Annotated in this window: 14 protein-coding genes; 8 read left to right on the top strand and 6 right to left on the bottom strand. The window is 61.7% G+C overall.

The window, feature by feature from the left end; translation table 11 throughout:
• Positions 1 to 59: 59 nt before the first annotated feature.
• Both I6L48_RS08430 and I6L48_RS08425 read right to left on the bottom strand, forming a co-directional pair.
• Positions 60 to 698 carry a peptidylprolyl isomerase gene (locus I6L48_RS08430; RefSeq protein WP_113069756.1) on the bottom strand — a complete coding sequence of 213 codons (639 nt, stop codon included), beginning with the start codon at positions 696 to 698 and terminating at the stop codon, positions 60 to 62.
• Positions 699 to 844: 146 nt separating this feature from the next.
• Positions 845 to 1,051: a YheV family putative zinc ribbon protein gene (locus I6L48_RS08425; protein ID WP_010673247.1), complete on the bottom strand. Its 207-nt coding sequence runs from the start codon at positions 1,049 to 1,051 to the stop codon at positions 845 to 847.
• 39 nt (positions 1,052 to 1,090) lie between these two features.
• Between I6L48_RS08425 and I6L48_RS08420 the strand changes: the two genes are divergently transcribed.
• The 3 genes from I6L48_RS08420 to I6L48_RS08410 all read left to right on the top strand — a co-directional run bounded on the left by I6L48_RS08420 (position 1,091) and on the right by I6L48_RS08410 (position 3,859).
• Positions 1,091 to 1,777 carry a hypothetical protein gene (locus tag I6L48_RS08420; protein ID WP_042881265.1) on the top strand — a complete coding sequence of 229 codons (687 nt, stop codon included), beginning with the start codon at positions 1,091 to 1,093 and terminating at the stop codon, positions 1,775 to 1,777.
• 138 nt (positions 1,778 to 1,915) lie between these two features.
• Positions 1,916 to 2,815: a chemotaxis protein gene (locus I6L48_RS08415; protein WP_069651814.1), complete on the top strand. Its 900-nt coding sequence runs from the start codon at positions 1,916 to 1,918 to the stop codon at positions 2,813 to 2,815.
• A gap of 60 nt (positions 2,816 to 2,875) precedes the next feature.
• Positions 2,876 to 3,859, top strand: coding sequence for a hydrolase (locus I6L48_RS08410; RefSeq protein ID WP_113069755.1), 984 nt, complete (start codon positions 2,876 to 2,878; stop codon positions 3,857 to 3,859).
• Here the strand turns inward: I6L48_RS08410 and I6L48_RS08405 are convergent.
• Complete coding sequence (locus tag I6L48_RS08405; protein ID WP_042864339.1) at positions 3,841 to 4,992, bottom strand: GGDEF domain-containing protein; 1,152 nt, start codon at positions 4,990 to 4,992, stop codon at positions 3,841 to 3,843. The genes I6L48_RS08410 and I6L48_RS08405 overlap by 19 nt on opposite strands.
• A gap of 89 nt (positions 4,993 to 5,081) precedes the next feature.
• On the opposite strand from I6L48_RS08405, the gene I6L48_RS08400 reads away from it, so the two are divergent.
• The 3 genes from I6L48_RS08400 (at position 5,082) to I6L48_RS08390 (ending at position 6,982) form a co-directional block, all read left to right on the top strand.
• The gene (locus I6L48_RS08400; RefSeq protein ID WP_010673242.1) at positions 5,082 to 5,327 is read left to right on the top strand and encodes a YheU family protein; all 246 of its coding nucleotides are present in this window, start codon (positions 5,082 to 5,084) and stop codon (positions 5,325 to 5,327) included.
• Positions 5,328 to 5,562: 235 nt separating this feature from the next.
• On the top strand, positions 5,563 to 6,432 hold the full coding sequence (locus I6L48_RS08395; RefSeq protein WP_042016805.1) for a phosphoribulokinase: 870 nt from the start codon (positions 5,563 to 5,565) through the stop codon (positions 6,430 to 6,432).
• Between the two features lie 16 nt (positions 6,433 to 6,448).
• Positions 6,449 to 6,982 carry a lipoprotein gene (locus tag I6L48_RS08390; protein ID WP_048208269.1) on the top strand — a complete coding sequence of 178 codons (534 nt, stop codon included), beginning with the start codon at positions 6,449 to 6,451 and terminating at the stop codon, positions 6,980 to 6,982.
• 69 nt (positions 6,983 to 7,051) lie between these two features.
• On the opposite strand, the gene I6L48_RS08385 is transcribed toward I6L48_RS08390, so the two are convergent.
• Both I6L48_RS08385 and I6L48_RS08380 read right to left on the bottom strand, forming a co-directional pair.
• Positions 7,052 to 7,351, bottom strand: coding sequence for a hypothetical protein (locus tag I6L48_RS08385; protein ID WP_010673239.1), 300 nt, complete (start codon positions 7,349 to 7,351; stop codon positions 7,052 to 7,054).
• Positions 7,352 to 7,399: 48 nt separating this feature from the next.
• Entirely contained in the window at positions 7,400 to 7,804 is a 405-nt protein-coding gene (locus I6L48_RS08380) for an OsmC family protein (RefSeq protein ID WP_010673238.1), read from the bottom strand.
• A gap of 373 nt (positions 7,805 to 8,177) precedes the next feature.
• Between I6L48_RS08380 and crp the strand changes: the two genes are divergently transcribed.
• Both crp and I6L48_RS08370 read left to right on the top strand, forming a co-directional pair.
• A complete protein-coding gene (gene crp, locus I6L48_RS08375; RefSeq protein WP_010673237.1) occupies positions 8,178 to 8,816 on the top strand; it encodes a cAMP-activated global transcriptional regulator CRP in 639 nt (212 codons plus the stop codon).
• A gap of 127 nt (positions 8,817 to 8,943) precedes the next feature.
• Entirely contained in the window at positions 8,944 to 9,744 is an 801-nt protein-coding gene (locus tag I6L48_RS08370; protein ID WP_113069754.1) for a putative RNA methyltransferase, read from the top strand.
• 140 nt (positions 9,745 to 9,884) lie between these two features.
• On the opposite strand, the gene I6L48_RS08365 is transcribed toward I6L48_RS08370, so the two are convergent.
• A complete protein-coding gene (locus I6L48_RS08365; RefSeq protein ID WP_113069753.1) occupies positions 9,885 to 12,482 on the bottom strand; it encodes a glycosyl hydrolase family 18 protein in 2,598 nt (865 codons plus the stop codon).
• Positions 12,483 to 12,545: the final 63 nt, after the last annotated feature.

Below are 12,545 nucleotides of genomic sequence, written 5' to 3'. Positions count from 1 at the left end.
GCCAGCCATAAAAAAACCCGCGCCATGCGCGGGTTTTTTTATCATCGGCCAGGCCGTGATCAGTGCTGATGGCCCTTGCCACCACAACCACCACCACCGCAGCAACCACCGTGACCGTGATCGTCGCCGTGATCGTGTGCATGGCTGTGACCATGGCCGCCACAGCAGCCACCGTGGTCATGATCGTGATCATGGCCGTGATCATGGTCATGACCATGATCGTGACCGCAGCCACCAGCGCCGTGCACATGGCCATGGGCCAGCTCTTCGGCGGTCGCGGCACGCACGTCCTTGATCTCGACCTTGAAGCCCAGGGTCACGCCAGCCAGGGGATGGTTGCCGTCCACCTTGATGAACTCCTCGGACACCTCGATGACGGTCACCGGACGGTGACCATCGTCGGTCTCGGCCACAAAAGTATCCCCTTCAGACACTTCCATACCGTCGAACAGCTCGCCGGGCACTTCCTGCACCAGATTCTCGTCGTACTCGCCATAGGCCTGGTTCGGCGTCAGGGTGACGTCGAACGCCTCGCCCACGCTGCGACCTTCCAGCTCGGCTTCGAGGCCGGAGACCAGGTAACGGGTACCGTGCAGATACACCAGCGGCTCTTTACCGACAGTGGTGTCGATGACTTCACCGTGTTCGTCGGTGACCGTGTATTCCAGCGTAACCACGCTCAGGGGAGCTACTTTCATGTCAGGGATCCTGCGGATAGAAAAAAACGGGCTCAGAATACCTCAAAAAGGCAGACAAGCATATGGTCGGCCCGGCTTCAATATGATGAAAAAGTCATCAACAGCGACCCGCCTGACCGGCGTACCATCACCTTGAGGCATGTCCCTCACTCGGGACGAAACACCCCTATCACCTGCTCCGCCTCACGCGTGGCCTTGTCCACCTGCTCCTGGGTCTGCACCTGGGTATCCCCGCACTCGACACAGGTCACCTTCTCGACTCCATGCTCCATATACAGCATCATGGTGTCCATCTTGCCGCACGCCGGGCAAACCGCCCCGGCAATGAAGCGCTTTTTACGTCTGGTTTCCATTTTTGTTACCTCCAGGCAGCATCATATCAGGGTTTTTACATGCATCACGCCATCGAATATCAGCATTTTTCCACTTCCACCCTTCAGGTCGGCCCCCGCAAGCGCTCCCCCATGGGCCAATTGCTGCGCGTCACCCAGGGGGCGGCGCTGCTGAAATTGGGTGCCCATGAGCTGCTGCTGACACCTGGCAGCCACTTCTGGCTCTGTGCCGATGCCCTCGCCGCCTTCACCCCTCTGGCTGACTGCCAGCATGATCTGCTGGCCTGCTCCGTGCGGGTGCCCCAGCCCGCCCAGGCTGGCTGGTTGCAGGCAAACCCGTTGATGGACGCACTGCTGGACAGCCTGGCGGCCTGGTCACGCCCCCGAGACTGGCAAGGCCCCTATGGGCAGCGACTGCAAGTGGTGGGGGATGAGTTGCATGGCTGCACCATCTCGTCACTGGGGGATCAGGCACTGCAAGATGCCTGGCAAGCCCTGGCCAGAGCACAGCCGGATAGCGTGGCTGCCTGGCAGACCCTGCTGGGCACTCGCGGTCTCGAGGGCCCGCACGCCCAGGCACTGCAGGATCAGTGGCAACTGTTGCAGGGGATTCGCCTGCTGCGAAGCGGCAGCACACCGTCACAGGTGGTGAGCAGGCTGGGTTATCGGGATGAAAGCGCGCTGGCCGAGGCTCATCTGCAATGGCTCGGGGCGCCCCTCTCCCCTCAGCCGTCCGCGACCCGATAAGAGAGGCATAAAAGGATGGCAAAAGAAATCCAGTTTTGCGGCTCACCGCCGCTAACAACAAAGGAGTCATTCATGTCACCATCCTTTATGCTGAACACCCGATTGACCGTCACCGACTAGATCAACAGGACATCCGCCATGACGAGCAAGGCCAACCAATCCCAGGGCATGTTGCTGTTCCACCTCTCTGCCAGACAATCCTTCGCCATCGGTACCCTCAAGGTGAAGGAGATCGTGCCCTACACCCAGCTCACCGCCCTGCCACAATCCCATCCCACCGTGCTCGGTGCCGCCAGCATGCGCGGCACCACCATCCCGGTGATCGACATGGCAATGGCCGTGGGCTACCGCCCCATCACCCGGGAGGAGATGCCCCACTGCTTCATCATCATCACCGATTGCCGCCGCACCCTGGTGGGCTTTCTGGTGCGGGGCATCGACAAGATCACCGAGTGCAACTGGCGTGACATCGAACCGCCCCCTCCCTCCTTGGGACAGAACGTCTTCGTCACCGGCGTGACCCGGGTGGGAGATCAGTTGATCCAGTTGCTGGATGTGGAACTCATCCTGTCGCGGGTCTATCCGGACGATCCCAGCCATCTCTACCCCGTGCTGACCGACGTGCAGCGCGAGCGGCTCAAGCCGATGCGGATCCTGCTGGTAGACGACTCCTCTGTCGCCCGTCGCCAGCTCATGGCGGCGCTCGATTACATCAACATCCCCTACGAGGTCTGCACCAACGGACGCGACGCCCTCACCCTGATGCAGACCCGGGTCTCCCAGGGCACGCGGATCGACATCCTGGTGAGCGATATCGAGATGCCGGGACTGGATGGTTACGAGCTGGCCTTCGAGGTGCAGAGCGATGCCAAGCTGGCGGGAGCCTACATCATCCTGCACACCTCCCTCTCCAGCGAGATCAGCGTGGAGCGGGCCCATCAGGTCGGCGCCCACGAGGCGCTCACCAAGTTTGAAGCCAACGAACTGATCCAGGCCATGCTGCGCGGCGCCGAGCACCACGATCGTCTGATGGCCTGATGTCGCGGCGAGCCAAGGGCTCGCCGCCCCCTTTTCCTCCCTGCTCTTCCGAGTCGTTGCATGTTGACAGAAAGCCACTTTCACGCCCCCTGGTGGGCCCGCAACCCCCATCTGCAAACCATTTTGCCCAAGTGGCTGCGCCGCTCGCCTGCCCGCTTCATCCAGGAGCGCTTCGAACTTCCGGACGGCGATTTCGTTGATCTGGCCTGGAGCGGCGAACCCGGCCAGGATGAACAACCCCTGGTGGTGGTGTTCCACGGACTGGAGGGGAGCATTCACTCCCACTATGCCAAGGGGCTCTTTGCCCACCTGCAGCGGCAAGGGAACGAGGCGGTGCTGATGCACTTTCGGGGGTGCAGTGGCGAGCCGAATCGGCTGCTGCAGGCCTATCACTCAGGCGCCATCGAGGACGCCCAGGCGGTGATTGCCGAGCTGGGGCGGCGTTTTCCTGGCCGTCCCCTGGTCGCCATCGGCTATTCCCTGGGGGGCAACATGCTGGTCAATCTGCTGGCGCGGGCCTGCCCGGCACCATTGAAGGCGGCGGTGGTAGTGTCGGCCCCGCTGCAACTGGCAAGCTGTGCCGATCGGGTCAATCAGGGCTTCTCACGGGTCTATCAGAACTACCTGCTGCGCACCATGCGAACCAACCTGCAAAGCAAGATCCGGCGCCAGAGCGCGGCACGGGCGCGCTGGCAGCCGGCCCAGATCACCCGCATCGCCACACTGAGGGAGTTCGACGAGCTGGTGACGGCACCGCTCCATGGTTTCGAAAGCGCAGATCACTACTACCAGACCTGCTCCGGCCTGAGCCTGCTGGCCCGCATTCCCATCCCGACCCTCGTCATTCACGCCGCCGACGATCCCTTCATGACCGATGCCGTCATTCCGACGGCGGAGCAGCTCTCCCCTCTGGTGCGCTACGAGCTGAGCCGCCAGGGCGGCCACGTGGGCTTCCTGCACGGCTCTCCCTGGCGCCCCCGCTTCTGGCTGGATGAGCGCATCAGCCAGTGGTTGCGGGAACAGACTCAGGGCGCGAACCGGTAACCGTTGCGCCCCTCTTCCTTGGCCTGATAGAGGGCGCCATCGACCCGCTCGAGCAGCATGACGAGGCTCTCCCCGGCTCGCCACTGGGCTATCCCCTGGCTCAGGGTGAGGTGGGGGGCTACGTCGGAATCCTCATGGGGCAGAGCCCTGGCCGCCAGAGTGGCGCGAATGCGCTCCGCCACCTCCTGGCCACCGGCCAGCGTCGTCTCCTGCAGCAACACCACGAACTCCTCTCCCCCGTAGCGCGCCACCAGATCGCCGGGCTCCCGCACACTCTCCTCCAGGCACTCAGCCACCAGGATCAGGCACTCATCCCCCGCCTGATGACCATAGCGATCGTTGTAGCGCTTGAAGAAATCCACATCGAGCAGGATCACGGTGAGCGGTACATCCTGGGTGGTGCCTTGCGCAATGGCACGCTTGCACGCCTGATCGAAGTGGCGACGGTTGGCTATGCCGGTCAGGGGATCCCGGTTGGCCATGGCATTCATCTTGTTTGCCAGCATCAGGTTGTCGTGTTCCCTTGACACCGCAAGCTCGAACCAGCCGTTGAGCATGCGCCGCCCCGTCTCCAGCACCACCAGCAAGACCCCGACCACGATGGTGTTGACCAGAACAAAGGGCTCAGGACTCCAGGAGGCTCTCACCAACAAGAACAGCAGGGGGACAGAAACCAGTGCGTAAAACAGCCGCACATCGCAATACGCGGCGACGAGACCGGTCAGCAGCAACAGACTGACCATGTTGAAAATGAAACTGAAGCCCCCCTTCAAGTCGACGATCGAGATGGTGTAACCCACCATGGCCCAGGCCAGCCCCCAGGCCAGGGCACAGACGCACAGGGACACCAGCCAGATGGCATGGGATTGACGGGAGAGCCAGCCCCACCCGAGCGGCAGCAGCAGGCCAACACCTATCATGGCAAAGAGCTGCCATTTGTAGGACCAGGGCAGGTTGCCGACCAGTACCAGGTGTGCATCCCGATAGATGTAGAAGCGGGTCAGCAGAAATACGAGGGCGATGAGATTGATGACCCAGTACCAGCGCAAACCGGCGCTCAGGGCGCGGCGGCGGGCATCGAACAGGTGCTGTTCGAATTGACTGGAGGGTCGGCGTGCGTCAATGGATTGCATGGCACCCCTCGTCCAAAACGAGACAAATCCCTTGCGCTTGCCGACCAGACACCGACAATATCCGCAACCCACTGAGTGAAGATGAAATCATGATTATCCCCTGGCAAGAACTGGAGCCGGACACCCTCACCAACCTGCTCGAACACTTTGTGCTGCAAGAAGGCACCGAATACGGTGAACAGGATGTCAGCCTGACCGACAAGGTCGAAGCAGTCAGGCAACAATTGCTACAAGGTAGCGCCGTGCTTGTCTACAGCGAGCTGCACGAAAGTGTCAATGTCGTCCCAAAGACTCATTTAAGCAAGTCACCCACTGACGACTTCCCCCAAGCGTAACGCGGTCACGGCTTATCGGGCGGCTCACCCCGCCCTCCCCCTATCCAACTCGCACCATCAGGCCGCATGACCAGTTCGCCACCCAGCAGCACCTATTCCAACGTACCCAGAGCACAGGGCAGCCCTTGTTCACAGCTATTGCCGGGAAGCGTGGGGGCAGCGGGAGGATGACGGCGCACTTGACCGCACTTTGGGCCACCCCTTATAACGGAACTCCCAAGGAAGAGAGAATTCTATGTCGGCCAAGCATCCCATCATCGCGGTCACCGGTTCGTCCGGTGCCGGTACTTCCACCTCCACCAACGCCTTTCGCTCCATGTTCCACCAGCTTGGATACAAGGCGGCCGTGGTCGAGGGGGACAGTTTTCACCGCTACACCAGGCCCGAGATGGACGTGGCTATCCGCAAGGCCCGGGAGCAGGGGCGGCATATCAGCTACTTCGGCCCGGAGGCCAACGACTTCGGTCTGCTGGAGTCCTTTTTCCAGGAGTATGGCCAGAGCGGCACCGGCCAGTATCGGCGCTATCTGCACAGCTTCGACGAGGCGGTGCCTTTCAACCAGATGCCGGGCACCTTCACGCCCTGGCAGGAGCTGCCCGGCGAGACGGATCTGCTGTTCTACGAAGGACTGCATGGCGGCGTGGTCACGGGGGAGCACAACGTGGCGCGGCACGTGGACTTTCTCATCGGCGTGGTGCCCATCGTCAACCTGGAGTGGATCCAGAAGCTCATTCGCGACACCTCGGAACGCGGCCACTCCCGCGAGGCGGTGACCGACTCCATCGTGCGTTCCATGGACGACTACATCAACTTCATCACGCCGCAGTTCTCCCGCACCCACATCAACTTCCAGCGGGTGCCGACCGTCGATACTTCCAACCCCTTCAGCGCCAAGGTGATACCCAGCCTGGACGAGAGTATGCTGGTGATCAGGTTTCGGGGCATCAAGCAGGTGGACTTCCCCTACCTGCTGTCGATGATTGACGGCGCCTTCATGTCCAGGATGAACACCATCGTCGTGCCGGGTGGCAAGATGGGCTTCGCAATGGAACTGATCCTGCGCCCCCTGATCCAGCAACTGATCGAAACGGGCAAGATCACCTGAGCCAAGGAGCTTAACGATGCGCGCTGCACTTCTCTCATTCATGCTGGCAACCCTGCTGGGGGGTTGCAGCTCCGGCCCCGCCGCACCCACGGTCGAAACGGGCACCATGGTGGTTCGCCCGGCGGAGCATTGGACCTACGGGGCGACACCACGCTATGCGCTGGCCGAACAATTCCAGTATGCGGGCAACAGCGCCGCGCCCTGGCTCGAGCCGGTACAGCAGGCCGTCATCCGGCAGCTGGACGGCAAAGGCTGGCGCAGCGTTCCCCTGGATGAGGCCGACGTCTGGGTCGCCATCGGGGTAGCTGGCAGCCAGGACATGAGCGATGGCGAGATCTTCTCCCGCCTCGGCATGACACCGGGCCTGAACGCCGCCGCCAATGCCCGCAAGGGGACCCTGGCCGTCGTGCTGCTCGACGGGCATAGCCAGAAAGCGGTGTGGAGCAGCGCCATCCAGCTCGCCAGCGACGTACCCGTCGCAGAGGAAGCCCGTGGCCAGCTTAGCCAGCAACTGGCCGCCCAGCTGCTGGGCTCGCTACCGTCAGACTGATGTCTCGTTCAACAAAAACGGCCTGCTTCACGCAGGCCGTTTTCCATGCACGCCGTGACGGCATCAGGGTCACTTCAACTCGCAGGTCAGCTGGGTCACACCGCTCTTGACCAGGGTAGCCTGCTTGTCCTGACGGGAGAAGGTAGTCACCCCGTCGGAATAGCTGGCAGTCTCTTTGGGCGACTCGATGCGCCCCAGCTTGTGATAGACACCGGCATAAGGGAACTGCACCATGTCGGCCTGGGCATCATAGGTGATGGCCAGCAACTCTTCCCCGCACTGATACTGGCTGTATTGATACTGGGTCGGCTGCGGCATGCTGCAGGCGGCCAGACCGAACAGGGGAAGCAACATCATCATTTTTTTCATCGCACTTTCCTTATGTCATGGCGTTATCGACGGGACAAACTATAGCGGTCAACCCTCAAGGATTTGATAACTATGGGTAATTTCTACCGCTTTTTCCAACATCAGGGAAACTGAACAATATTTTTCCATGGACAAATCCACCGCACGGGCGACCTGCTTCTCCGCCAGACCCTTGCCGGTCACCACGAACTTGAGGTGGATCTGCTCAAATACCCGGGGAACGGTATCGGCGCGGGTCCCTTCCAGTTCGACATGGCAGGCGGTCACGGATTGACGGGCCTTCTCCAGGATGGAGACCACATCGATGGAGCTGCAACCGCCGACAGCCAGCAGGATCATCTCCATCGGGCTGGCACCTTCACCCGGGTTGGCGCCATCCAGGGTCACCTGATGACCGGACTCGCTCTCCCCCACAAACTTCATGCCTTCCACCCAGCTGACCTTGGCTTTCATCTCTCACTTTCCTCTCAATGACGACGGTTCTAACGCCCATAGCATACCTCAAGCCGGGGTCGAGTGGCACATGCGCCAGGATCTTGCCCGTTCCCGACGATAAAGCCCCGTTTTGCGGCGACAAGCCTCTCCTGCGAAACGGACGACGACCCAAAGGGAAATAGATCGAAATCAACATCCGACCTCCTCTTCTTGCCTAGAATGCCCCGGACGACGCAGCAGATGGCGGCTCACCGGTGGACGGCAAAACCCCAAAGCCTTGTCAGCACAGGCAAAGGCTCTTATTCTACTGCGACCAAAGAGTAAGGAATGGCAAGCTTGGCAACTTGCCTGGACGCACAGTCCATAAAAATGACACTACAGAGGAAGTCTCATGATCATTGGCAAACCGCAAAGCGATCCCACCCTTGAGTGGTTCTTGTCGCATTGCCACATTCATAAGTATCCCGCCAAGAGCACCCTGATCCACGCCGGTGAAAAAGCGGAAACCCTCTACTACATCGTCAAGGGCACCGTCGCCGTCCTGATCAAGGATGACGAAGGCAAGGAGATGATCCTCTCCTACCTGAATCAGGGGGATTTCCTGGGCGAGATGGGGATGTTCGAAGAGAACGAGAATCCGGAGCGTTCCGCCTGGGTACGTGCCAAAGGCGCCTGCGAAGTCGCCGAGATCTCCTACAAGAAGTTCCGCCAGCTGATCCAGGTCAACCCGGACATCCTGATGCGTCTATCCGGTCAAATGGCCAAACGCCTGCAGCACACCAGCCAGAAGGTCGGCAACCTCGCCTTCCTGGACGTGACCGGCCGCATTGCCCAGACCCTGCTCAACCTGGCCAAACAGCCGGATGCCATGACCCACCCGGATGGCATGCAGATCAAGATCACCCGCCAGGAGATCGGCCAGATCGTCGGCTGCTCCCGTGAAACCGTCGGCCGCATCCTCAAGATGCTGGAAGAGCAGGAGCTCATCTCCGCCCACGGCAAGACCATAGTGGTGTTTGGTACCCGATGACCGGGTTCCGCCGACGGCGCCCGCACAGCGCCGTTGGATAAAAAGGCTGCCCATGGCAGCCTTTTCCGATCCTCTCCCCTATAATCCCGAACGCCCCGCCGCCATGGCCTTCGCCAAGAGAACTCCTATGCACCTTCAATGCCCCCTTTGCCGCAGCCCCCTGCACCTTCATGCCGCCTCCCGCGGGGTCTATTGCGACAACAAGCACCACTTCGATCCCGCACCGGAAGGCTATCTGGACCTCATCCCCGGCAAGAAGAACCCCAAGGACAGCGACAGCCGGGCCCTGCTGCGCGCCAAGCGCCGCTTCCTGGAACAAGGCCACCAACTGCCTCTGGTGGACGCCATGGCGAACCTGCTCGCTCCTCTTGGCGAGCGCGAGCTTGTCCACCTCGGCTGTGGCGAGGGGTACTACTGCCGCGCCCTGGCTGAGCGGCTGTCCGGCTGGCAGGTCGGCGGTTTCGATCTGGCCAAGAATGCCATCTTCGCCGCCAACAAGGCGCAACCGGAAGGCCAGTTCGTCATCGCCGACCCGGCGCGCGCCCCGCTACTGCCTGGCACGGCCCAGGTGCTGCTGGTCAACGACCTCAAGGTCAAGACGGAACTCCTGGTCAGCTGGCTGGCGCCGGGCGGCTATCTGCTCCACGTGCAGCCAGGCCCTCGCCATCAGTGGCAATTGCGCGTCAGCCTCAATCCGGTGAGCATGGAACATCCCCTGAGTTGGCCCGCCCTCACCGGGCTTGTCAGTGTTGCCCAGCAACGCGCACAGTTCAGTACGGCGCTGGATCAGGGCCTGCGCGAGCACATTCTGGAGACCAGTCGCCTCGGCTGGCGTGCCAGCGGCGAGCAGCGCCACGCCTTCACCCACCAGGGGCCCGACGCCCTCGAGCAGGATCTGCTGCTCAGCCTGTGGCAAAAACCGCTGTGAATCGGTGACATTCCATGAAAAAAGGCCCTGACGGGCCTTTTTGACAAAGCGAGTGCGCCTTTCCTCTGACAGGGAAGATACACCCGACCACGCAGCAAGACAAAAATGGGGCCCTCGGCCCCATTTGTCATCACGGCAGATCAGTTGCAGCTCGCCGCGCCCTGATCGACCCAGACGGCGGCCTTGCCGGGCTCATCGCCCTTGGTCCAGTACTGGGCCTTCCACTTGCGGCCGTTGTGGCTGGTGACATCACCGCCGTTGTAGACCACTCCGGCATCCCAACCCAGTTGCACCTGGCTCACCAGTTTCCACTGATCGGCGGTGCGGCTCGGCTCGTTGCCCTGGGTCCAATACTTGGCCTGCCACACCAGTTGCTTGTGGCTCACCTTGTCATTGGTGTTGTAGACGGTACCTGCACTCCAGGCCGGGTGGTTGGCCGCATCCGGATCGCTGGCCTCGCAGCCACCACCTGTACTGGCCGGCTTGACGGTCAGGCGGGAAACGGCTGTGGCATCCAGCGCCCCGTCGGTGACCACCAGGGTCAGATCGTAGGCCGTGTCACTGGTCACGTTCGAGCCCGTGACCACCAGGGTCGCGCTGTCCAGACCGGTGGCGCTAAGACCGGCCGGCACTGTCCACTGATAGCTCAGGGCATCACCATTGGGGTCGGAAGCGGTGGCCTTGATGCTCACCTGCTTGCCGGCCTCGACGGTCGCACTGGACGGTACGCTGACCACGGGGGGCAGGTTCGGCTGCGGCGCCTTGTTGGTGACCACCACCTGATCCTTGGCCGAGAGCCCCTGATCGTCGGTCACGGTCAGCTCGAACACCAGATTGATGTCGCTGCTGACGGCATCCAGTACCACACGGGCCTTGGCCTGGGTGGCATCCAGCAGGCTGGCCTGGGGTCCGGAGATCTGTTTCCAGCTGTAGGTCAGCGCCCCGTTTTCCGGATCATGGGAGGCGCTGCCGTTGAGGGTCACCTCGGCCGGACCGGTGGCACTCAGATCGCTGCCGGCATTGGCAACCGGCGGCTTGTTGACCGGCGGTAGCGTACCCTCGCCGTGGCCCAGCCCCTCGTGCATGGCGTTGAGGATGTCGCCGTTGTCCGCATCGATTTCCCAGGCGAACAGACCGCCGAGCTGGTTCGCCAGCACGTACTGCCCCTTGGCCTTGACCGAGCGGTCGTTGTCAAAGGTGATGAGGTCGCCACTGCTGGCCTTGAAGACATAGGGGGCCTCGGCCGACTCGTCATAGCCCTGCTCCCAGCCTGCGCCCATGCGGTTGTTGACGATGTCGCGGTAATCCACTACGCCATTTTCCCAGGTACCGCTCACCGGTCCGGTAGCGGTGCCGGTGAAGGGGTTGCCGGCCTGGTAGTTCTTCACTCCGGTCCAGCCACGGCCATACATGGCCGCCCCCACCACTATCTTGCCCGGTGTCACCCCCTGACCCAGCAGCGCCTTGACGCCCTTGTCGGTGGTGTACTTGGTGGCCGGATCCCAGCTGGAGGCAAAGAGGTTGGTCTGGTGGGCCAGATTCGTCAGGTCGAAGGCGCCGCTGAAGTCGTAGCTCATCAGGAAGATGTGGTCCATGTACTGCTGGGCCGCCTGATAATCCACCTTGGCAATCTTGTCACCGCCGGCGCTGATGGCCGAGGTCAGCTCATACTGGCGGCCGGTCTCGGCTTCCAGTTCATCGAGCATGGCTCGCAACTCCTTCATCAGCACCACATAGGTGGCGCCGTCATTCGGGCCGCCCAGGCTGGGGTTGGCCCCCTGTCCGCCCGGGAACTCCCAGTCGATGTCCACGCCGTCGAAGAATTTCCAGGTCTGCAGGAACTCTTTGACCGAGGCGACGAAGGTATCGCGCTTGGTCTTGTCACCCAGGAAATAGAAGGGATCGGAGAGGGTCCATCCGCCGACAGACGGCAGGATCTTGAGGTCCGGGTGGGCCTGTTTGAGCGCCATCAGGTTGCCGAAGTTGCCCTTGTAGGGCTCATCCCAGGCGCTGAGGTTGCCCTGGGACATCTGGATCGCCGCCCAGGGATCATGGATGGATACCTTGAAGTCTTCGCGGCCCGCACAGGAGCGCTGCAACGCCTCGAAGCTGCCGGAGATCTCTTTGAGGCTGTCGTTGATGCCGTTGCCACCGCAGATGGGGGTGAAGCCGTAGAGGATATGGGTCAGGTTCTGGGCCGGGATCTTGTCCACGGTGAACTTGCGACCATAGACACCCCACTCCACATAGTAGGCCCCCACCACCTTGCCGGACTTGTTGGCGTAGGGCTTGTTGTTCTCCTTGAGGGGCGCATTGAGCGGCGCCAGGTGGCTGCCGTCGGTATCGGCGACCATCAGCTCCTTCTTGTCGGAGAGGGTGCAGCCATCGGCGTTGCACAGGGCCACCTGCATCTGGTAACGCCCCCCCTTGGTGACCTTGAAGTTGGCGGTACCCGCGGCGGAGGCCGGGCCTGACCACACCTCCTTGCCGTCGAGCAGTACCTTGGCGGTCTGTCCGACGTCACCGGACCAGAGGTTCCAGGTCACGCTGACGGGAGCGCCATCCTTGTGGACGGTCACCAACTGGTTGTAGGCCGAAGCGGCCTGATTGACTTCAACGATGGCAAACTTGGTGGGGCCGGAGCCAATGGTGGGTTTGCCCGGGGCAGCGGCGAAGGCGGAGGTAGTGCAAAGCCCCCCGACCAGAAGCGCCAGCAGGGAAAGTTTTGGACTTAACATATTTGAACTTCCTTATTTCGTTATTGGAATTAACAACGAAAAAGGCAACGCAACCTGCCAGGT

It is taken from the genome of Aeromonas sp. FDAARGOS 1418 (assembly GCF_019048585.1).
In the GTDB taxonomy this organism is placed as follows: Bacteria; Pseudomonadota; Gammaproteobacteria; order Enterobacterales; family Aeromonadaceae; genus Aeromonas; species Aeromonas caviae.
Note: the sequence above shows the minus strand (reverse complement) of the source record. Positions and strands in the feature narration are given on the sequence as shown.